Raw genomic sequence first — 21,065 nt, 5'->3', positions numbered from 1 at the left:
TGCCACAGTGGGAATCAGGGCCGACGCAACGTCTTCTGCCTGAGGATATAAACCGTCACCAACACCGCGCTGGTGAGCATGAACCCTCGGGCCCACGGCAGGGGTACCAGATAGCAAGAGAAGAGAATGCTCGCCCACATCAGCCCGATGGCGTAGACCTTGCCTTTGAGCGGGATGCCATGGCCGCTGAGGTAATCGCTGATCCACGGGCCGAGTCGGGGATGTTCGACCAGCCATTGGTAGAAGCGCGGCGAGCTGCGGGCGAAGCAGGCCGCTGCCAGGAGCAGGAAAGGGGTGGTGGGCAGTACGGGAACGAAGATACCGATGACCCCCAGCACCACGCTCAGCCAGCCGATGGCCAGCAGAGCGTAACGCACGATCAGGGGGCGGTTGCCGAGGGGCGCGGGCACCCGGTCGCTCAGTGGTGACGTGGCTTGAGGATCGCCGGTTTTTCGTCCGGGGCGTTGCACAGCAGGTACAGGGCGGTGAGGGCTTCCGGGATCTGTACGATCATGTCGTCCATCAGGTTGGCGTCGGCGGCGATGTCGGAAAACTCCGGTTGCTCGTCGAACAGGCCGGAACCGACCATGATCGGCAGCAGCATTTCGCTGACTTCTTCTTCCGCGGTTTCGAACCAGGCGGCTTCGCGCAGGAACACGCCTTCCATGAAACCGATGCACCAGCCGCGCAGTTCCGAATCGTCCGGGTCATCGCCCAGGTCCAGTTCGCACGGCAACTCGAATTCCTCGTCGGAAGCCAATTGACGGGCGATATGGGCCTTGAGGCCAACCAGGGTCGCTTCGATTTCGGCGCGCTGGGCTTCGTCGCTGTAGTGCGGCTCTTCGGCGAACAGCGCGTCGATCCACTCGCGATCCGGCACCTCTTCGGAGCAGATCGACAGGGCGGTCAGGTAGCCGTGAGCGGCCACGTAGTCCAGCGCCTCTTCGTGCAGCTCATCGGCGTCGAGGAAGACTTGCAGGCGGGTCAGTTGCTCAGCGAAGGACATTACGGGCTACCTTGGGGAATAAACAATGCGGGAATTCTAGGCCTTCTTGAGCGCCCAGGCCAGCCGCGCGGCGTATTTGCCTTGCCGGTAAGGACCGGATTGGCCTCCCGCCAGGCGCGTACCCCCCGTGGCGAGGGAGCTTGCTCCCGCTGGGGCGCGCAGCGGCCCTGTTTTTGGGGCGGCTTCGCCACCCAGCGGGAGCAAGCTCCCTCGCCACGGGGTTCGCGCCTCTCCAGCACATCTCTCACGCACCTCTTGTCAGCAGCGCCCTTTGCAGCGAAGGCCTCGGGTATACTGCCGCGTTTTGTGATGCCCTGCGGCGTCCCGCCGGTTCGAAACGCGCCCTTACGATTTGCCGGTGCAGCGTTTGTGATTCTGAACCAGCCTTGCAGGGATGTTTCGGTGATTTTTGGAGTTTCTATGCTCGAACAGGCTCAACGCGTCCTCAAGGACATCTTCGGCTACGACAGTTTCCGTGGCCGCCAGGGTGCCATTATTGAGCGCGTAGCCAGCGGTGGCGATGCCCTGGTGCTGATGCCCACCGGCGGCGGCAAGTCCTTGTGCTTCCAGGTGCCGGCGTTGTTGCGCAACGGCCTGGCGGTGGTGGTTTCGCCGCTGATCGCGCTGATGGACGACCAGGTCGCGACCCTCGAGGAACTGGGTGTCGCCGCCGCCGCGCTGAACTCCACCCTCAGTGCCGAGCAGCAGCGAGACCTGGCGGCGCGAATCAAGCGCGGTGAAGTGAAGATGCTGTACCTGGCGCCGGAACGCCTGGTGCAACCGCGCATGCTGGCGTTCCTTCAAAGCCTGGACATCGCCCTCTTCGCCATCGACGAAGCCCACTGCGTCTCCCAGTGGGGCCACGATTTCCGCCGCGAATACCTGCAACTGGGGCAACTGGCGGAACTGTTCCCCGACGTACCGCGCATCGCCCTGACCGCCACCGCCGACAAACGTACCCGCGAAGAAATCGTCGAGCGCCTGCACCTGCAGGACGCCGAGCGGTTCCTGTCCAGTTTCGACCGACCCAATATTTTCTACCGCATCGTGCCCAAGGAGCAGCCACGCAAGCAGTTGCTAGCGTTCCTGGCCGAACGCCGCAGCGATGCCGGCATTGTCTATTGCCTGTCGCGCAAAAAGGTCGATGAAGTGGCGGCATTCCTCTGCGAGCAGGGTTTTCCAGCGTTGCCATATCACGCCGGCCTGCCCAACGACCTGCGGGCGTATCACCAGAAGCGCTTCCTCAACGAGGAAGGCTTGATCATGGTGGCCACCGTGGCGTTCGGCATGGGTATCGACAAGCCCAACGTGCGCTTTGTCGCGCACCTGGATTTGCCAAAATCCCTTGAGGCCTATTACCAGGAAACCGGGCGAGCCGGCCGTGACGGCTTGCCCGCCGACGCCTGGATGGCCTACGGCCTGCAAGACGTGGTGATGCTCAAGCAAATGCTGCAGAACTCCGAAGGTGACGAGCGCCATAAGCGCCTGGAGCAGCACAAGCTCGACGCCATGCTCTCGCTGTGCGAAGAAACCCGTTGCCGTCGCCAGACCTTGCTCGCCTATTTCGATGAAGACATGCCCCAGCCTTGCGGGCATTGCGACAACTGCGTCGATGGTGTGGAAACCTGGGACGCCACTGAACCGGCCCGCCAGGCGTTGTCGGCTATTTTTCGCACCGGCCAGCGCTATGGCGTGGGGCACTTGGTGGATGTATTGCTGGGCAAGGACAACGAGAAAGTCCGCAGCTTTGGCCACCAGCACCTTTCAGTGTTCGGCGTAGGCAAGGCCCGCACCGAGAGTGAATGGCGATCATTGTTCCGACAACTGGTGGCCCGCGGTCTGGCCGACATCGACCTGGAAGGCTACGGCGGCCTGCGCCTGAGCGCGAGCTGCCGGCCTTTGCTCAAGGGCGAAGTCACCCTTGAGCTGCGTCGTGATCTCAAGCCGGCCACGGCAATCAAGAGCAGCAAGAGCCAGGCCAGCCAACTGGTGCGCGGCGAAGAGCGCGATCAATGGGAAGCCTTGCGTGCCTTGCGGCGCAAACTGGCCGAGGAGCATGGCGTACCGCCCTACGTCATTTTCCCTGACTCGACGCTGCTGGAGATGCTGCGCAGCCAACCCGCTTCCCTGGCCGACATGGCCCGGGTCAGCGGCGTGGGTGCTCGCAAACTGGAGCGCTATGGCGAGGCGTTCCTCCAGGTATTGGGCGGCGAGGCCGAGGCTCCCAAGGCTGTGGCCGACATACGCCATGAGCTCATCACGCTGGCTCGGGCCGGCATGACGCCACTGCAGATCGCCGGGCAATTGCAGTGTTCCGAGAAAAACGTCTATTCGATGCTGGCCGAGGCCATCGGCCAGCAGCAATTGTCCCTGGAACAAGCGCTGGACCTGCCTGAGGAATTGATGGGCGAGGTGCAGGATGCATTTCTGGATGGCGAAGGCGAGTTGCCGCCGGTCTCGGACGTTGCCGCGCTGTTTGTCGGTCGGGTTCCGGAAGGCGTCCTGTACTGCGTCCGCGCCGCGTTGCAGTCGGAATTTGAAGTTTGATCAATCAGTTAGACGCCTTTAACGATTCAGTACGGGGTGAAACCTTGCCTGAATCCAAAGCTCATGCTTAGCTGACTAATAATTAGTTTTTCTCTATTTTCGATCTGATGAGTTCTTATATGCCGTTAACCGATCAACACCGATTTGGCATGCAACTGGCGCAAATGTCTCGTGGCTGGCGCGCCGAGCTGGATCGTCGCCTGGCCGGGCTGGGGCTGTCCCAGGCACGCTGGCTGGTGCTGTTGCACCTGGCCCGTTTCGAACAGGCGCCGACCCAGCGCGAACTGGCCCAGAGTGTTGCCGTCGAAGGCCCGACCCTGGCCCGTTTGCTCGACAGCCTGGAAACCCAGGGGTTGGTGCAGCGCCAGGCAGTGGCGGAGGATCGCCGGGCGAAGAAAATCGTGCTCTGTGCGCCGGCCAGGCCGTTGATCGAACAAATCGAAACCATCGCCACCCAACTGCGCCGGGAGTTATTCGAAGGCGTCGACGAGGCCGACATGCGCGTGTGCATGCGGGTCCACGGCACGATCCTGGCCAATCTGGAAAAATCCTGAGGTAAATCCCAGCCTTCCGTCTTTTGAGATTCGGCGGTTAGCGAACTATAACCAGTACTAAGCGTTCGTATCGGATGCGTTTCGCTCAGTCTGGTAATCGAAAGGGATGCCCATGCTTGGAAGTCTGCAGTCCACGTTGCGCCGTTGGGTCAACGTGTCGGTCGTCGTGGGTATATTGGGATATCCGGCCCTGGCGGCTGCGCTTGGGTTGGGTGAGATCACCCTCCACTCCGCCCTGAACCAGCCATTGCGCGCCGAAATCGCCCTGCTCGATGTGGCCGGGCTCGGCGAGGGTGATCTGTCGGCCAGCCTGGCGAGCCCGGACGATTTCAGTCGTGCGGGCGTGGAGCGACTGTTTTTTCTCAATAGCCTGCGCTTCACGCCGGTATTGCGCGGCGAGCGCAGCTTCATCCAGGTAACGTCCAGCAAACCGGTGGAGGAGCCATTCCTCAATTTCCTTGTGCAGGTCAGTCAACCCAACGGCCGCGTGCTGCGGGAATACACCGTGTTGATCGATCCGCCGGGCGCGCCGGGCATCGTGCCTGCCCGCGAGGATTCTTCCGCAGCCCCACAGCCTTCAATGCCGAGCCAGGCGATACCTGCCCGCAAGCCGCCAGCAGCGGTACAAGGCAAGCGCTACACGGTTGTGCAGGGAGACAATCCCTGGGTCATCGCCAAACGCTTGCACGATGCCGGCAGCAACGCGTCGGTCAACGAGTTGATGCAGGCCATCCAGGCCTTGAACCCCGGCAGCGACCGGCTCTCCATTGGCCAGCGCCTGCTGCTGCCCGATTCGGCGGTGTTGCCGACGGCTGCTGCCGGAGCCGCTGCCAGCCCGGCTTCCGATGCTTCCAACGAACAATTGGCCGCCAGCGTGCTGCAAAACCAGCAGCAACAGAAAACCATCGACCAGTTGCAAACCCGGCTCCTGGCCCAGGACGAGGAAATCGCCAGTCAGCGCAAGCACATCGATGAACTACAGGCCCGACTGGCTGAAACAGCGCCGGCCCCGGTGACAGCGGAGCAGCCGCAAGCGGTGCCTGCTGCACCAGCGGCGGTAGAAAACGCGCAGCCCGTCGCAGAGCCGGCCACGGAGCCGGAAGGCATCGATTGGCTATGGATGGCCGGGCTGGTGGGCTTGCTGGGGGGGCTCGCGCTGTTGCTGTTCCTTCGCCGTCGGCAGCAGCAGGCCGACTCGCAGCCGATGTCCCTGCATCCCGAGCCGGTGATGGACGAGGCGGCCGATACCTATGCGTCGCCCTCCGGCAAGGAACAGCACGAGACGGCCGCATCGTTCAATAATGGTGATGCGCCCTTGGGCGACGTACTGGAAGGTGTCGGGATCTACCTGACCTACGGTCGTTTTACCGAAGCCGCCGGGTTGCTGCGCTCCGCATTGCTGGCGGAGCCGGAGCGTACCGACCTGGGCCTGAAGTTGCTGGAGGTACTGGGCAAGCAGGGCGACGTGATTGGCTTCCAGGTGCAGGAACAGCATTTGCTGGCCCAGGGCGTCGATGCGGGAACGCTGGCGGACATTCGCGGACGCTACCCCAAGGTCGCCCCGATCACCGCTGCGGTGGTGACGGCGCCAGAATCCTCGACACCGACACCGACACCGACACCGACAGCTGAGCCTGAGCCTGAGCGGATCGCCAGCGACGAGTTCGAGCTCGACCTGGACGCGCTGTCCATGGAAACCAGCTGGGACCTGGCTGATGACCCGGATACGTCCATTGAGAAAAAAAACGCGGCGCCGCCCGTTGTCGATGTTTCCGAGAGCCTGTCGCTCTCAAGCTTCGACGAACCCGAGCTGCAGTGGGAAGCCCCCTTGGAAACCGAGTCGCTGGACGATAACTTCCTCGATGCGTTCGCTGATGAGGAACAGTCGCTGCAGCTGGAGCCGTTGCCCTTTGAGCCTGTCACCTTCGATGGCATGGCCCTTGAACCCGAGTCACCGGAACCTTCGGTCAAACTGGAGCAGGCACAGAACTGCATCGATGATGGCGACCTGAAGACCGCTGTGGCGCTGCTTGAGGAACTGCTTGAGGAGGGCGACGAACCGCTCAAGCAGACTGCCCGGGTGTTGCTGGCAGGGATTCGCTGAGTTTCCTGGATTTGATGTTGCGTCTGCTGGCCTCATCGCGAGCAGGCTCGCTCCCAAGGGCTAGAACAACGTGTGGGAGCGAGCTCGTTCGCGATGGCGGCCTGCCAGTCTCCGATCATTTCCAGCCAAACGCCCAGCCCATCAAAACGTTTGCCCCAGGTTCAGGTAGACCGCCTGCTCGTCATCGTCATTGAAGCCATAGCTGAAATTCAGCGGCCCCAATGGCGTGTCAAAGCCCAGGAAAACACTGGCGGCACTGATGTAGCCGCTGTCGAAGTCGTTGTCGTTGTTCCACGCCCGGCCACGCTCCAGCGAACCGCCGATGTACAGCGGGAAGTCCAGCGGCAGGTAGGCCCGGGGCGTGAGCCGGCGGTAATACACGGCGCGCATCAGGCTCATGTTTTGCCCTGATACCCCGTCTTCACGAAACCCCGACAACTGCCGTGCACCTCCGAGTACGAAGCTTGAGGTCACCACTTCGGCTGTATCCAGGGTCCGGCCGTAGCGCCCACCGAGGATGAAGGTATCCGGGCCACTGCTCAGGGCCTTGTCCAGTTTGAATTCCCATTGGCGATAACGCTGGTCGGAGCCCAGCCCCGGTTCGTACTGGCGCCAGGTCAGGCCAATGTCTTCGCCTTCATGGGGGAAATACACGTTGTCGAAGGAATCGAACGAGTATTTCAGCTCGTAGAAACCTTCATTGAAGTTCTCGCTGGGCTGGTCGTGATCGCCAATGCGCACGTCGGCCTTGCCCCAAGCCTGGCCCACACCGAAGCGGATTTCGCCGCTGTTGCCGATCTGACGGCCCACGTTCAGGCCAAAACCGTAGCGCTCGACCCGGTATTGGGCCACCGGGTCGTTGTCCAGGATCGACTCCACGTTGCGCGATTCGAATTGCCCGTAGGGGGCGATGAAGTAGCGCGAACCCACATCCAATGGCTGGTAGAACTCGCTGTACAGCTCCTGCTTGTCGCCGATCTGCGCGCGGGTCAGCCACTCGGCGCCCAGGCGATTGATACCGTTGACCCGGTAGCTTGCGCCCAGGTTGAAGGCACTGTCGCCGCGCATGTCGTCCGACAGGCTCAGGCCCAGTCGCAGGTAGTCCGTACCGGTGCGTTTGCCTCGCGCGCTGATCACCAGTGTTTGATCCGCGCCCTTGTGCACCACGCGGTATTGCACTTGCTCGAAGTAATCCAGGCCGTACAACGTGCCCATGTCGGTCTGCAAGCGACCCAGGTCCAGCGGCTCGCTGATCTTCTGGCGAACGTAGTAGCGAATCACGTCGTCGCCGACTTTCGAGTCGTTCTCCACCCGAATCGCGGTGATGACCGGCGTGCGCTCACTCGGGGCGCGTGCCGCCATCAATTCGGCGTCGGGCGGCTCGGCGGGGCGCAGGCGGGCCAGGCGGGCATCGAGGATGTGTGTGGCGCGGTAACCGGCGTCGATCATTTCCCGGGCCCGGCCGAAGTCGGTTGAGCCGAAGCTCGCCAGGGCCGGCTGGATCAGTACGTCGTCTTTTTTCAGTGTCGCCAGTTGTTCTTCCGAATTGCGCCGGGTCATCAAGGTGGTCGACTGGTTCAGCACGTCCACCACTGTGATCAGTTGCTTGCGGTTGCGCAGTGGCGTGCCGATGTCGACCACGATGGCCACATCGACGCCCATTTCCCGGGCCACGTCCAGCGGGATGTTGTCGCTCATGCCCCCGTCCACCAGCAGCCGTCCGTCCAGTTCCACCGGGGCGAACACCGCCGGGATCGACATGCTGGCGCGAATCACCTTGGGCAGGTGGCCTTTGCGGAACACCACTTTTTCGCCGCTGGCGATGTCTGTCGCTACCGCGCGAAAAGGGATTGGCAATTTGTCGAAGTCGCGGGTATCGCTGGCGTGGGCCAGCAGGCTTTCGAGCAGCAGGGCCAGGTTCTGCCCCTGGATCACGCCCAAGGGCAGGCCGAGACTGCCATCATCGCGAAAGCTCAATTTCTGCTTTACCAGAAAATCCCGGTCGTCTTGCTTGCGCCGGAATGGCACGTCCTTGCGCGGCGGAGCGTCGGACAACGCTTGTTGCCAGTCGATGCCCAAGGCGAGCTTTTCCAGCTCATCGATCTTGTAGCCGGAGGCGTACAGCCCGCCGATCACCGCGCCCATACTGGTACCGGCAATGGCATCGATCTTGATGCCTTGCTCCTCCAGGGCCTTGAGCACCCCGATGTGGGCCAGGCCTCGGGCCGCACCACCGGACAACACCAGGCCAACCTTCATGCGTGGCGCGTCGACGGCCTGGGCGAACAGGGGCAACAGCAACAGAAGCAGGCAAGGCAGCAGGCGGCGCATCGTCAATCTCGGGTCGGTCGGTCAAAGGCGGGTATTATAACGACGCCTTTGAACTCAGGAGTCCGTTGCAATGGCCGAACCCAAACCGGAAGTTGTCATTACCTATTGCACCCAGTGCCAATGGTTGCTGCGCGCCGCCTGGCTGGCCCAGGAACTGCTCAGCACTTTCGGCGACGACTTGGGCAAAGTGTCCCTGGTGCCGGGCACCGGGGGGATATTCCACATCAGCTGCGACGACACGCAGATCTGGGAGCGCAAGGCCGATGGTGGTTTTCCCGAGGCGAAGGTGCTCAAGCAACGGGTTCGCGACCAGATCGACCCGGAGCGGGACCTGGGCCACAACGACCGGGTTCAGTGAGAGGCGGCTTCGGCGCCCGCGCTGGTTTTTTTCGAGCCGCCACCCAGTTGGCTCGACACGATGATTGCCAGGATGATCACGGCGCCGCCCACCAACATGCGCAGCGTCGGGTTTTCATCGAACAGCAGCCAGGCCATGGCGATGCCGTAGACCGGCTCCATGGCGAAGACCACGGCTGCGGTGCGCGCCTTGATCACCGCCAGGCTGGCGACGAACAGGCTGTGGGCCAGGCCGGTACAGAACACGCCGAGCAACGCGATCCACAGCCAGTCGAGAGGGCGCACGTCGTTCAGTTGCGGAGCGGCGATGGGCAGCAGGCACAACCCGACCACCACGTTCTGGCACAGCGCAGCCTGCACCGCGGGCACGTGAGCGGAGCCGGCGCGGTTGGTCAATGACAGCAACGAGAACAGCAGGCCCGAGGCCACGGCCCACAACAGGCCGGTGGTAGCGCCGCTGGCCAAGTCGAAGTCCGGCGTCACCAGCACCAGGCCGATGCTCACCAACACCACCAGGAGGATTTCGTTGGCGCGAATCCGCTCGCGGAAAATCAGTCCCTCGAGCAGCACCGTAAAGGCGGGGAAACTGGCGAACCCCAACGTGGCGATGGCCACCCCGGCGATTTTGACCGCCATGAAAAAACTCACCCAATGCCCGGTCAGCAACAGCCCACCCAGTAACAAGCGTCGACCGTCCTCTGCCCGCAGTTTCTGCCAGCGGGTGTTGCTGGCGAACCGGGCAAACACCGCCAGGGCCAGCACGGCGAATACGGCGCGACCGAACACGATGATCGCCGGCGAAGCGGCGGCAAGTTTGCCGAACACACCGGTCAGGCCAAACATGAGTGCGCCGATGTGGAGGGCGCCGAGGGCGGTACGGGGAGTCATTGCGATCCTTTGGGCAGATAAACCAGAACTGGCGATGGACACAATGGGGCAATGTGAGCGTTTTCTGTGGGGGCGAGCTTGCTCGCGAAAGCGGTACTTCAGGCAGCGCAGAGGTTGACTGACACAAAGCAATCGCGAGCAAGCTCGCTCCCACGGGATTGCCCCTCGCAGATTGCGTTATTTAAGCGTGGCTGAGGCGGCGGTGTCTGTCGCCAACCTGGCGATTTTTAGCGCGATTCTAGCGCTGTCGTCGCAGTTTACCCGGCGAAGCCCCGAATTCACGCAGTACCGCGGCGGCAAAGGCGCTCTGGGAGCTGTAGCCGACCTGATGGGCGACTTCACCAATGGGCAGGTCCGAATCGCGCAGCAACATGACGGCCTTGTGCATGCGGCGACTGCGAATGTAGTCCATCGGCGTTTGTCCGCATTCGGCGACGAAACGGGCGTGCAGGCGGGCGCTGGAAAGGCCGGCGACCCGCGCCAGGTCCGCCACTTGCAACGGATAGGCGGCGTACCGGTCGATGTGGGCGTCGAGCGCGGCGTAAGGCAGGCGCCGGCCGCCACTCGTTTCCTGGCGGATGCCGTTGAGGCTGGCCAGCAGCAGCACCGCGCCTTGCTGGGCGATCAGCGGGTCCTCCACGGGGCTGCCCGCCAGCCAACTGACCAGTTGGCTTTGCCCAGCGTCCAGGGGCAGGCGCGCGGTGTTGTCGAGCAATCGGCGACTGGCGTCGGCATGATCCCCCAGGGATTGCCCGACCCATTCGTCGCTCGGCACGTCCAGCACCAGGCAACGACTGCCGTGAGGGCTGTCACAGGCGTGATGGGCGCCGGCCGGCACCACCACGAAACTCTGTTGCACCACTTGGCTGCCGCAACCTTCGACCTCGAAATCCAGCGCACCGGACAGCCCGAACACCAATTGGGCATGGTCATGGCTGTGGACAATCAAGTCGTGGCTGTATTGGCGTAGCGTGAGGATCGGTCTCATCGCGGTCTCCCGTGGCAGGCCGCCAGTCTACACCGAGGGGGCGGCTACTCGCGCTGTCATGCAATCGACTTTTGCCTGTCATGGGCCATTAACCGCTGGCGTGCACAGTGGTCCAAACGATCAGAGGGTTGCCCATGACCAGCGCCGAGCTTGCCAGACCCAGCCGCAAACAGCGTGTCCGCACCCTGTGGATTTCCGATGTGCATTTGGGCACCCGAGACTGCCAGGCTGAACATCTGTCGCAGTTCCTCAAGGGCTACCATGCCGACAAGATTTACCTGGTGGGCGACATCATCGACGGCTGGAAACTGCGCGGTGGCATGTACTGGCCCCAGGCCCACACCAACGTCATTCGCCGCTTGCTGACCATGAGCAAGCGCGGCACCGAGGTGATCTACGTCACCGGCAACCATGATGAATTCCTGCGACGCTACTCGAAGCTGATCCTGGGCAATATCCAGTTGGTGGACGAGGCGGTGCACGTCACCGCCGATGGTCGGCATCTGTTGGTGATCCATGGCGATCAGTTCGATGTCATCACCCGCTACCACCGCTGGTTGGCGTTCCTTGGCGATTCGGCCTACGAGTTCACCCTCACGCTGAACCGTTGGCTCAACCATTGGCGGGCCCGTTATGGCTACGGTTACTGGTCGCTGTCGGCGTACCTCAAGCACAAGGTCAAGACCGCCGTCAGCTTCATCAGCGACTTCGAGGAAGCCATCGCCCATGAATGCGTCAAGCGTGAACTGCATGGCGTGGTATGCGGGCACATCCACCATGCCGAAATCCGCAAAGTGGGCGAGGTGGAGTACCTCAACTGCGGCGATTGGGTCGAGTCGTGCACGGCACTGATCGAGCACTGGGATGGGTCGATCGAGCTGTATCGGTTGGCAGAGGCCCAGGCGCGGGAGGCGTTGCTCAAGGCTGAGTTGAAAGTTGCCGAGCCGGTGTAGGCCGGTCGGACACCTTTCGAGCAACTATTTACTCCCGTGGCGAGGGAGCTTGCTCCCGCTGGGCGGCGAAGCCGTCCCTTCCAGACAGGGCCCAAAAAAACAGGGCCGCTTCGCGCCCCATTCAGGGCGGGGGTTGGTCCGCCATCGCGGCCTTGTAGATCGACTGCTTCGGTGTGGCGAATACCCTTTCCAGCATCGGCTCGAAGAAGCTCAGCGGCAGCGTGTCGTAGTCGGCGTCGAACGCTGCGGCGTCATACCGGGCGCAGAAGTCGATGGTCGCCTGGTAGTGCGGGTGCTCGCGAAATTGCTCGCGCAGGTGCCGGTCCATGCCCAGGTGATGGAAGAAGTAGTAGCCCTGGAAGATCCCATGCTTTTCCACGATCCACAGGTTTTCGGCGCTGACAAAGGGCTTGAGGATGGCGGCGGCGATGTCGGGGTGGTTGTAGGAGCCCAGCGTGTCGCCAATGTCGTGGAGCAGGGCGCAGATTACATATTCCTCATCACGGCCGTCACGGTAGGCGCGGGTCGCGGTTTGCAGCGAGTGCGTCAGGCGGTCCACCGGGAAGCCGCCGAAATCCCCGTCGAGCAATTTCAGGTGTGCCAGGATCCGGCTGGGCAGTTGCCGGGCATAAGCGCTGAAGTCGGCCGCGATGATCGCCCAGTCTTCCTCGGTGCCGTCCTGCATGTGGGTAAAGCGCGCATGGGTATTCATCGAAAGTCCTTTGGCTGCAGGGGCATCAATGCCTAGAACGCGACCTTGCCCAGCCACATGTCGCGGTACATCACGAAGTCGCCAAGCAAACTGTAGAACGGATGCTGAAACGTGGCGGGGCGGTTCTTTTCAAAGAAGAAGTGCCCGGGCCAGGCGAAGCCATAACCGGCCACAGGCAAGGCGATCAGCCACCACCCAGTACCTGCGACGAATGCCAGGGCAAGAATCACCACAAGCAGGGACGTGCCGACAAAGTGCAATCGTCGGCAAGTGCTGTTGCTGTGTTCGCTGAGGTAGTACGGGTAGAACTCAGCGAAGGTATTGAATCGTCTGGTGTTTTCCACGACTGCGGGCTCTGTGGTTATTTTTCTTTGATTAAAGTCTAGAGCGATCGTGGGCGACGGCCAGTGACAATGGGCGCCACTCTAGTGTCCTGTGTTACAAATACCCTTGCTTTTTGTAGTGGAGGACGCTGGTATCCTCCGCAAATCCAGCCGTACCCCGCGGCTCGTCATGCAAGTAAAACGTCATGCGCGAACGAACGACTTCTTCTAGCTGGGCGATGGGGATCGTCAAGGCGTTGGAAATGGATGGCCTGGATTGCCGGCTGCTGTTCAAGCAATTGGGGCTGGACTTTGACGCGCTGGACGATCCGGATGCACGTTTTCCCCAGGATTCGATGACCCGCCTGTGGCAACGGGCGGTGGAACTGTCGGGCAACCCGGCCATTGGCTTGAACATGGGCAAAGTGGTGCGCCCGGCCTCGTTCCATGTGGTTGGCTATGCCTTGATGTCCAGCCGAACGCTGGCGGAAGGCTTCCAGCGGCTGGTGCGTTATCAGCGAATAATCGCCGAAAGCGCCGACCTGAGTTTTCGTCGGCTGGAGGAGGGCTACGGGCTGATCCTGACGGTGCATGGCGACCATCTCCCGCCCACCCGTCAAAGTGCCGAAGCGTCCCTGGCGTGTGCGCTGGCCTTGTGCAACTGGCTGACCGGACGCCCCCTGCACCCGGTCAAGGTATTGTTGCAGGGCGCCGAGCCGGTTGACCTGTCCCCTTATCGACAAGCGTTCCCTGCGCCCCTGGCGTTCGGTGCGCCTTATGACGCGCTGATCTTCGAACGGGCCGATATGGAAGCGCCGTTGCCCACGGCCAACGAGGCCATGGCGCAGCTTCATGATCGGTTTGCCGGTGAATACCTGGCGCGCTTTTCCGAGAGCCGCGTGACCCACAAGGCGCGCCAGGTGCTGTGTCGGCTGCTGCCCCAGGGCGAGCCCAAGCGAGATGTGGTGGCGCAGACGCTGCACCTGTCCCAGCGCACTCTTCAACGGCGCTTGCAAGAGGAGGGCACCAGTTTCCAGAGTTTGCTCGACGACACCCGTCGCGAGCTGGCCGAGCAATACCTGGCGCAGCCGACCATGACGCTGCTGGAGATTGCCTATCTGTTGGGGTTCGCCGACCCGAGCAACTTTTTCCGGGCCTTTCGTCGCTGGTTTGACGCCACGCCCGGCGAATACCGGGCGCGGATGGCAAGCGTGGCCAAACCGGTCAATGACGCCAGAACGCTGGAATACACAACACGAACACCGTAATGATCTCCAATCGTCCCAGCAGCATGCCCCCCGACAGGATCCACTTGGCCGCGTCCGGCAGTGGCGCAAAGTTGCCGGCCGGCCCGATGGTTTCCCCCAACCCCGGGCCGACGCCGGACACGGTACTGGCCGCGCCGGTCAGCGCCGTCATCCATTCCACGCCCAGCAGCGACAGCAGCAGGGCGATCACGCAGATGGTGATGGCGAAGAAGAACGAGAACGTGAGAATCGAACGCACGATTTCCTCGTCGAGGCGGTGGCCGTTGTATTTCTGCTTGATCACCGCACGAGGATGAATCAGTTGATTGAGGTTGGCCCGAAGCAGGATGTAGGCGACCTGGAAGCGGAAGATCTTGATCCCGCCAGCAGTTGAGCCGGAGCAGCCGCCGACGAACCCCAGGTAAAAGAACAACATGAGTGAGAAATTGCCCCACAGGCTGTAGTCCCCCAGGGCGAAGCCCGTGGTGGTGACGATGGACGTCACATTCAGCGCCACGTGCCGCAGCGCGTCCAGCCAATGCAGGTCGGTGGTCGCCCAATACCAGGTGCCGAGCACCAGCCAGGTCACCAGCAGCACCCCGATGAGCCCTTGGACTTGCTGGTCCTTGATCAGCGCCCGGCGATTGCCGCGCAGCATCGAGACGTACAGGGCGAACGGCAGGCTGCCGAGGATCATGATGACGATGGCGACCCAATGCACGGCCGGCTGGGTCCATTTGGCCAGGGACAAGTCCGAGGTGGAAAAGCCGCCGGTGGAGATCGCCGACATCGAATGGTTGATGGCATCGAACAGACTCATCCCGGCCCACCAGAGCGCCAGGGTGCCGACGATGGTAATGCCCACGTAGGACGCCACGATCAGGCGCGCCACCATGTGGGAACGGGGCATGACCTTTTCCGAGCGGTCCGAGGACTCGGTCTGGAACAGCCGCATGCCGCCGATGCGCAGCAATGGCAGGATCGCCACCGCCATGCCGATGAAGCCGATGCCGCCGAGCCAGTGCAGCAGCGAGCGCCACATCAGGATGCCGGGGGACATGGTGTCCAGGCCGCTCAGCACGGTAGCGCCGGTGGCGGTGATGCCCGACATGCTTTCGAAGAACGAATCCGTGTAGCTGATGTGCTGGGTCAGCAGGAAGGGCAGCGCGGCGAAGATACACACCACCAGCCAACTGCTGACGGTCAGCAGGTACATGTCGCGCGGGCGCAGGTGTATGTGTTCCGGGCGCCCGGGAAGGATCAGCGCCAGGCCGGCGACAAACGTGATCATGCTCGACCAGAGGAACGATGGCAGATCGCGGGTGCGTTCGAAAATCACCAGGGTGGCCATCGGTACGACCATGAAGATCGCCAGGGTGATCAGGAAGATGCCGATGATGAAACCAATGATCCGCAGGGTCGGCAACGCCATGAAATCTGCTCGGGCTGAGGGGAAGGGCGCCATTCTACCTGCGGCAAGGCTCATGTAAACCGACACCCGGTGGCGCTGGCGTGGCATGGAATCCTGGTTGCGGAATTTGAACTAACCAATGAGCCGTACAGCCACTAGAATAGTCGGACATTTTTTCTGGAGGTGGCCGATGCAGGCTCTCGACGCTTTGCTCAACCGTGTTTCCGTCCCGCGCCTTGTGGACCCGGCACCTACGCCCGAACAGCGCGAAGTCATGTTCGCCGCCGCCATGCGGGCGCCGGATCATGGCCAATTGCGGCCGTGGCGCTTTCTGACCGTCGAAGGACAGGCTCGTCATCGCATGGGCGAACTGCTGGCCGAAGCGGCGCGATTCAATGACCCGCTGGTGTCCGAAGCCGTTGTGGAAAAAGCCCTCAACGGCCCGCTGCGCGCACCGCTGGTGGTGGTCGTGATCGCGCGTTTGCAGGACCATTTCAAAATCCCGAAAGCCGAGCAGTTGCTGGCGGCGGGCTGTGCGGCCCACGGTATCTTGCTCGCCGCTTATGCCCAGGGCATCGGTGGTGTGTGGCGCACCGGTGAGCTGGCCTATTCACCGCATGTCGCCAGGGGGCTGGGTCTTGAGGATGGGGAAGAGGTGATCGGTTTCCTCTACCTGGGCACGCCGCAGAAAGAAGCGCGTACGGCGCCGCAGGAAGATGTCGGGCAGTTTGTTCGGGAGTGGACGGGCCAGTAACCGCCCAAGGAACGGCGGGTGGCTTGGGGCTGGTTCGATCCACTGTGGCGAGGGAGCTTGCTCCCGCTGGGCGGCGAAGCCGCCCCCTGTGGAGCAATCGGATCTTCCAGGGAACCGCGCCAGGCCTGATTACGACTGCTGCGCAGCCGAGCGGGAGCAAGCTCCCCCGCCACGCAACTTCAACAGGCGACGGGTGATGTTACCTGCACGCATCCGCAATTGCCTCGGCCAGCAAATCCAGGCGCGTGGCATCGATGCCCGCCACGTTTGCCCGGCCCGTGCCGACCATGTACACGCTGTGGCGCTCGCGCAGGTGCTTGACCTGTTCCGGTGTCAGGCCGGTGTAGGAAAACATCCCGCGTTGCACGCCGATGTGGGCGAAGCGTTCTCGCAAGCCATGAGGTTCGAGGGCTTCCAGCAGGCCGCTGCGCAATTGGGCGATACGCAGGCGCATGGCCTCCACTTCATCGGCCCAGCGACTTTTCAGTTCCGGGTTGCCCAGAATCGTCGCGACCACTGCTGCGCCATGGTCCGGCGGCGTCGACCATAGGTTACGGGCGATGTTCGCCAGTTGGCTGCGGATGTCCAGCAGTTTCCCGGCATCCCCGGCGCAGACGATCAGCGCACCGGTGCGGTCGCGATACAGGCCGAAGTTTTTCGAGCAGGAACTGGTGATCAGCACTTCCGGCAGCGCATCGGCAAACAACCGAACCGCCCACGCGTCTTGCTCCAGCCCGTCGCCAAAGCCCTGGTAGGCGAAGTCGATCAGCGGCAGCAGGGCGCGACTGCGCATCACATCCAGCACCTGGCGCCATTGTTCATGGGACAGGTCGAAGCCGGTGGGGTTGTGGCAGCAGGCATGCAGCAGCACCACATCACCCTTGGGCACCTGGTTCAATGTCGCCAGCATCGCCTCGAAATCCAGACGATTGTCGGCGCCTACGTATGGGTAATGGCTGGCCTTGACGCCTGCGGCGGCGAAGATGGTTTCGTGAATTGGCCAGGTCGGGTTGCTCAGCCAGACGCCACGGCCCGGCAGGCATTGGGCGATGAAGTCGGCGCTCAGGCGCAGGGCGCCGGTGCCGCCCGGGGTCTGGGTAGCGCCGGCACGTTTTTCTTTGATCAAGGCGGAGTCGACGCCCAGCACCAGCTCACTGATCAGCTGGCCGAACGCAGCATCGCCGTGACCGCCGATGTAGGTCTTGGTGGTCTGGCGATCCACCAGCCACTGTTCGGCCCGCTTCACCGATTCAAGAATCGGCGTCAGGCCCTGGGCATCCTTGTAGACGCCCACGCCCAGGTCGAACTTGCTCGGGTTGCTGTCCGCCCCGTAGGCTTCCATCAGGCCGAGGATCGGATCGCCGGGCACCCGGCCGATGGCGTCGAAATGCATTACTTGCGGCCCTCGGCGGTCTTGGCTACGTCGTCGGTACGGGCGGCCATGATGAAATCGTTGCGATGCAGACCCTTGATGGAGTGGCTCCACCAGGTCACGGTGACCTTGCCCCATTCGGTGAGCAGGCCAGGGTGGTGGCCTTCGGCCTCGGAGATCTCGCCGACGGCGTTGGTGAATGCCAGGGCGTGCTTGAAATTCTTGAACAGGAAGACTTTTTCCAACTGCATCACGCCGTCGCGCACTTCGATGTTCCAGTCCGGGATCTGCTTGATCAATACCGGCAGTTCTTCGTCGCTGACTTGCGGGGCGTCGGCGCGGCAGGCTTCGCAATGGGCTTGGTTCAGAGTGTTCATGGTGTGTTCCCGGATCGAATATTTAAAAACGTCGATGCACCCACGCTAAAGCAAAGCAGCGCTGTGCAACAGACTCAATTGAGATCAAAAATCGCGGTTCAGGCGGCTTTCGGTGGAAATTTCGGCGTGTGCAAGCCCAGTTCTCGACCGCGCTTGACCATGCCCATGATGTCTTCGTGGGCCAGATCGAACAGGCGCTTGAGCTCGGGCAGCACGAAATACACAGGCTGCAGGATGTCGATGCGATACGGCGTGCGCATGGCTTCCAGCGGGTCGAACGCTTGATGCTCCGGCTCGTCGGACAGGCAATACACGGTTTCCTTGGGTGACGACAGGATGCCGCCTCCGTAGATGCGCCGACCCTGGGGTGTTTGCACCAGGCCGAACTCGATGGTCATCCAGTACAGGCGCGCCAGGTAGACGCGTTCTTCCTTGGAAGCTTGTAGGCCGAGTTTGCCGTAGGTGTGGGTGAATTCGGCGAACCAGGGGTTGGTGAGCAACGGACAGTGGCCGAAGATCTCGTGGAAAATGTCCGGCTCTTGCAGGTAGTCCAGTTCTTCACGGGTACGAATGAAGGTCGCCACTGGAAACTGCTTGTTGGCGAGCAGTTCGAAAAAGGTCTGGAAAGGGATCAGCGCCGGTACGCGGGCGACCTGCCAGCCGGTGGTCTCGCCGAGCACTTTGTTGATCTCGCCCAGTTGCGGGATACGGTCGTGGGGCAGGCCAAGCTTGTCGATGCCGTCCAGGTACTCTTGGCACGCGCGGCCTTCGATGACTTTCAACTGGCGGGTGATCAGCGTGTTCCACACCGCGTGTTCTTCGGCGGGGTAGTGGATAAAACCTTGCGCATCGGGCTCGCGGGCCACGTACTGCGTCTGCTTCATGCTGCTCTCCTGCTGATTTCCCTCTGGGGGAAGACGTGTTTGTTGTTATGTCCAGCGATGCATTAGAGATAACCCGAAGCAGGCGCTGGTGCAGCAGAGGGACGCGGGCCTGCGAAGTCGAGAACTTATGATTTTGTAAAGTTTTCGTTACGTCTTGAGGCGTATGTCGGCAGGGGCGGGATTTTCGAGTGGGAAATGGCCTACAACTGTCACATAATCTTGACGACTATTTGTGCGCCCAGACAAAAAATCCGACACAAAACACCGTGGCGAGGGAGCTTGCTCCCGCTGGACTGCGCAGCAGTCCTAAAAACGGGGCCGCTTCGCAGCCCAGCGGGAGCAAGCTCCCTCGCCACAGGATGTGTGTTGGGCTTGAATGGCGCCTTTCTATCTCATCTGCACCCGGGCCTTTTTCATGCGCATCAAAGTCCATTGCCAGAACCGCATCGGCATCCTGCGGGACATTCTCAATTTGCTGGTGGAGTACGGCATCAACGTCGCCCGGGGGGAGGTCGGCGGTGAGCATGGCAACGCGATCTACCTGCACTGTCCCAACCTGATCAACATTCAATTCCAGGCTCTGCGTCCGAAATTCGAGGGCATCGCCGGGGTGTTTGGCGTCAAGCGTGTCGGACTGATGCCCAGCGAGCGTCGGCACATGGAACTCAACGCCTTGCTCGGCGCCCTGGAGTTCCCGGTGTTGTCCATCGACATGGGCGGCTCCATCGTCGCGGCCAACCGGGCGGCGGCGCAGTTGCTCGGAGTGCGGGTGGACGAGGTGCCGGGCATCCCCCTGTCGCGGTACGCCGAGGATTTCGACCTGCCGGAACTGGTACGCGCCAACCAGTCGCGCATCAACGGTCTGCGGGTCAAGGTCCGGGGCGATGTGTTCCTGGCTGACATCGCCCCGCTGCAGTCGGAGCACGACGACAGCGAGGCCATGGCCGGTGCGGTGCTGACGCTGCACCGCGCCGACCGTGTGGGCGAGCGCATCTATAACGTACGCAAGCAGGAGTTGCGCGGCTTCGACAGTATTTTCCAGAGTTCCAAGGTCATGGCCGCAGTGGTCCGCGAGGCCCGGCGCATGGCCCCGCTGGACGCACCGCTATTGATAGAGGGTGAAACCGGCACTGGCAAGGAGCTGCTGGCCCGGGCCTGTCACCTGGCGAGCCCGCGCGGGCAATCGCCCTTGATGGCGCTCAACTGCGCCGGGCTGCCGGAGTCCATGGCCGAAACCGAGTTGTTCGGCTACGGTCCCGGTGCCTTCGAAGGGGCTCGGGCCGAAGGCAAGCTTGGCCTGTTGGAACTGACCGCTGGGGGAACGCTGTTTCTCGATGGGGTAGGAGAGATGAGCCCGCGCTTGCAAGTGAAATTGCTGCGCTTCTTGCAGGACGGTTGCTTCCGTCGTGTCGGCAGCGACGAAGAGGTGTATCTGGATGTCAGGGTGATCTGCGCCACCCAGGTGGATTTGTCCGAACTCTGCGCCCGGGGTGAATTCCGTCAGGATTTGTACCACCGCTTGAATGTCCTTTCCCTGCACATTCCGCCCCTGCGCGAATGCCTCGATGGTCTGACGCCACTGGTGGAGCATTTCCTCGACCAGGCCAGTCGCCAAATCGGCTGTGCATTGCCAAAACTCGCACCGGCGGCGATGGACCGACTCAGCCATTACCACTGGCCGGGCAACGTGCGGCAGCTGGAAAACGTGCTGTTCCAGGCTGTTTCCCTGTGCGACGGCGGGACGGTGAAAGCCGAGCATATCCGCCTGCCGGACTATGGCGTGCGCCAGCCCCTTGGCGATTTTTCCCTGGAGGGCGGGCTGGACGAGATCGTCGGGCGTTTCGAGAAAGCGGTGCTGGAGCGTCTTTATTCCGAACACCCCAGCAGCCGGCAGTTGGGCAAGCGGTTGGGGGTTTCACATACCACCATTGCCAATAAGTTGCGGGAGTATGAGGTGGGTAAAACGGAGTCATAGCTATTCAGCTGTTGTGTTTTGCTGGCCTCATCGCGAGCAATCTCGCTCCCACGGGATTTTGCACACTTGAGGCCCATGTGGGAGTGAGCTTGCTCGTGATGGCCCTTGCCCAAGGTCAAGCGTTGCCGTAAGCGGCACAACACCGCCGGTTTTTCGTCTTCGATACATTCCTCCAGAACCCTTCGAGACTCCCAAAGCCTTTGTTTACCGGGCCCTGGGGCGCCAGAAAAAAGTTGGTCTGCAAATTGCTTGAGGCTGTGCAATACAGCAGTGGGCGGCAAA

Annotated in this window: 19 protein-coding genes; 8 read left to right on the top strand and 11 right to left on the bottom strand. The window is 62.1% G+C overall.

Going from position 1 to position 21,065, the window contains the following annotated elements; genetic code table 11:
- Positions 1-14: 14 nt before the first annotated feature.
- Positions 15-410, bottom strand: a complete 396-nt coding sequence (locus PFLQ2_RS08310; RefSeq protein ID WP_003184120.1) for a YbaN family protein — start codon at positions 408-410, stop codon at positions 15-17.
- Between the two features lie 8 nt (positions 411-418).
- Positions 419-1,006 carry a YecA family protein gene (locus PFLQ2_RS08315; protein ID WP_003184118.1) on the bottom strand — a complete coding sequence of 196 codons (588 nt, stop codon included), beginning with the start codon at positions 1,004-1,006 and terminating at the stop codon, positions 419-421.
- Positions 1,007-1,426: 420 nt separating this feature from the next.
- Between PFLQ2_RS08315 and recQ the strand changes: the two genes are divergently transcribed.
- From recQ to PFLQ2_RS08330, 3 genes are all read left to right on the top strand, one after another.
- Positions 1,427-3,553, top strand: coding sequence for a DNA helicase RecQ (gene recQ, locus PFLQ2_RS08320; protein ID WP_003184116.1), 2,127 nt, complete (start codon positions 1,427-1,429; stop codon positions 3,551-3,553).
- Positions 3,554-3,672: 119 nt separating this feature from the next.
- Entirely contained in the window at positions 3,673-4,107 is a 435-nt protein-coding gene (locus tag PFLQ2_RS08325; protein WP_003184113.1) for a MarR family transcriptional regulator, read from the top strand.
- Between the two features lie 112 nt (positions 4,108-4,219).
- Positions 4,220-6,211 (top strand): FimV/HubP family polar landmark protein, encoded by a 1,992-nt coding sequence (locus tag PFLQ2_RS08330; RefSeq protein WP_003184111.1) that lies wholly within the window; start codon positions 4,220-4,222, stop codon positions 6,209-6,211.
- Positions 6,212-6,352: 141 nt separating this feature from the next.
- On the opposite strand, the gene PFLQ2_RS08335 is transcribed toward PFLQ2_RS08330, so the two are convergent.
- A complete protein-coding gene (locus PFLQ2_RS08335) occupies positions 6,353-8,542 on the bottom strand; it encodes a patatin-like phospholipase family protein (RefSeq protein WP_003184109.1) in 2,190 nt (729 codons plus the stop codon).
- A gap of 70 nt (positions 8,543-8,612) precedes the next feature.
- Here PFLQ2_RS08335 and PFLQ2_RS08340 point away from each other — a divergent pair, with 70 nt between their 5' ends.
- Positions 8,613-8,900 carry a SelT/SelW/SelH family protein gene (locus tag PFLQ2_RS08340; protein WP_003184107.1) on the top strand — a complete coding sequence of 96 codons (288 nt, stop codon included), beginning with the start codon at positions 8,613-8,615 and terminating at the stop codon, positions 8,898-8,900.
- Here the strand turns inward: PFLQ2_RS08340 and PFLQ2_RS08345 are convergent.
- Together PFLQ2_RS08345 and PFLQ2_RS08350 are read right to left on the bottom strand one after the other, a co-directional pair.
- Positions 8,894-9,787 carry a DMT family transporter gene (locus tag PFLQ2_RS08345; protein WP_003184105.1) on the bottom strand — a complete coding sequence of 298 codons (894 nt, stop codon included), beginning with the start codon at positions 9,785-9,787 and terminating at the stop codon, positions 8,894-8,896. The genes PFLQ2_RS08340 and PFLQ2_RS08345 overlap by 7 nt on opposite strands.
- A gap of 238 nt (positions 9,788-10,025) precedes the next feature.
- The gene (locus tag PFLQ2_RS08350; protein WP_003184103.1) at positions 10,026-10,775 is read right to left on the bottom strand and encodes a helix-turn-helix transcriptional regulator; all 750 of its coding nucleotides are present in this window, start codon (positions 10,773-10,775) and stop codon (positions 10,026-10,028) included.
- Positions 10,776-10,909: 134 nt separating this feature from the next.
- On the opposite strand from PFLQ2_RS08350, the gene PFLQ2_RS08355 reads away from it, so the two are divergent.
- Complete coding sequence (locus PFLQ2_RS08355) at positions 10,910-11,728, top strand: UDP-2,3-diacylglucosamine diphosphatase (protein ID WP_003184101.1); 819 nt, start codon at positions 10,910-10,912, stop codon at positions 11,726-11,728.
- Positions 11,729-11,849: 121 nt separating this feature from the next.
- Here PFLQ2_RS08355 and PFLQ2_RS08360 read toward each other — a convergent pair whose 3' ends face one another.
- On the bottom strand, positions 11,850-12,440 hold the full coding sequence (locus PFLQ2_RS08360) for an HD domain-containing protein (protein ID WP_003184099.1): 591 nt from the start codon (positions 12,438-12,440) through the stop codon (positions 11,850-11,852).
- Positions 12,441-12,472: 32 nt separating this feature from the next.
- The gene (locus tag PFLQ2_RS08365; RefSeq protein ID WP_003184098.1) at positions 12,473-12,784 is read right to left on the bottom strand and encodes a DUF962 domain-containing protein; all 312 of its coding nucleotides are present in this window, start codon (positions 12,782-12,784) and stop codon (positions 12,473-12,475) included.
- 185 nt (positions 12,785-12,969) lie between these two features.
- On the opposite strand from PFLQ2_RS08365, the gene PFLQ2_RS08370 reads away from it, so the two are divergent.
- Positions 12,970-14,031 carry an AraC family transcriptional regulator gene (locus tag PFLQ2_RS08370; protein ID WP_003184096.1) on the top strand — a complete coding sequence of 354 codons (1,062 nt, stop codon included), beginning with the start codon at positions 12,970-12,972 and terminating at the stop codon, positions 14,029-14,031.
- On the opposite strand, the gene PFLQ2_RS08375 is transcribed toward PFLQ2_RS08370, so the two are convergent.
- Positions 13,988-15,442: a TrkH family potassium uptake protein gene (locus tag PFLQ2_RS08375; protein ID WP_003184094.1), complete on the bottom strand. Its 1,455-nt coding sequence runs from the start codon at positions 15,440-15,442 to the stop codon at positions 13,988-13,990. The genes PFLQ2_RS08370 and PFLQ2_RS08375 overlap by 44 nt on opposite strands.
- Before the next feature lie 169 nt (positions 15,443-15,611).
- On the opposite strand from PFLQ2_RS08375, the gene PFLQ2_RS08380 reads away from it, so the two are divergent.
- Complete coding sequence (locus PFLQ2_RS08380; RefSeq protein WP_003184092.1) at positions 15,612-16,175, top strand: NAD(P)H nitroreductase; 564 nt, start codon at positions 15,612-15,614, stop codon at positions 16,173-16,175.
- 199 nt (positions 16,176-16,374) lie between these two features.
- Here the strand turns inward: PFLQ2_RS08380 and PFLQ2_RS08385 are convergent, their stop codons facing one another.
- The 3 genes from PFLQ2_RS08385 to phhA form a co-directional block, all read right to left on the bottom strand.
- A complete protein-coding gene (locus tag PFLQ2_RS08385; RefSeq protein ID WP_003184090.1) occupies positions 16,375-17,568 on the bottom strand; it encodes an amino acid aminotransferase in 1,194 nt (397 codons plus the stop codon).
- Positions 17,568-17,924: a 4a-hydroxytetrahydrobiopterin dehydratase gene (locus PFLQ2_RS08390; protein WP_003184087.1), complete on the bottom strand. Its 357-nt coding sequence runs from the start codon at positions 17,922-17,924 to the stop codon at positions 17,568-17,570. Before PFLQ2_RS08390 ends, PFLQ2_RS08385 begins: the two co-directional genes overlap by 1 nt.
- A gap of 98 nt (positions 17,925-18,022) precedes the next feature.
- The gene (gene phhA / locus PFLQ2_RS08395; protein WP_003184084.1) at positions 18,023-18,808 is read right to left on the bottom strand and encodes a phenylalanine 4-monooxygenase; all 786 of its coding nucleotides are present in this window, start codon (positions 18,806-18,808) and stop codon (positions 18,023-18,025) included.
- Positions 18,809-19,223: 415 nt separating this feature from the next.
- Between phhA and PFLQ2_RS08400 the strand changes: the two genes are divergently transcribed.
- Positions 19,224-20,783, top strand: coding sequence for a sigma-54-dependent phenylalanine hydroxylase transcriptional regulator PhhR (locus PFLQ2_RS08400; RefSeq protein WP_003184082.1), 1,560 nt, complete (start codon positions 19,224-19,226; stop codon positions 20,781-20,783).
- Positions 20,784-21,065 lie beyond the last annotated feature (282 nt).

It is taken from the genome of Pseudomonas fluorescens Q2-87, assembly GCF_000281895.1.
In the GTDB taxonomy this organism is placed as follows: domain Bacteria; phylum Pseudomonadota; class Gammaproteobacteria; order Pseudomonadales; family Pseudomonadaceae; genus Aquipseudomonas; species Aquipseudomonas fluorescens_S.
This window is presented reverse-complemented; position numbering and strand designations above follow the sequence as displayed.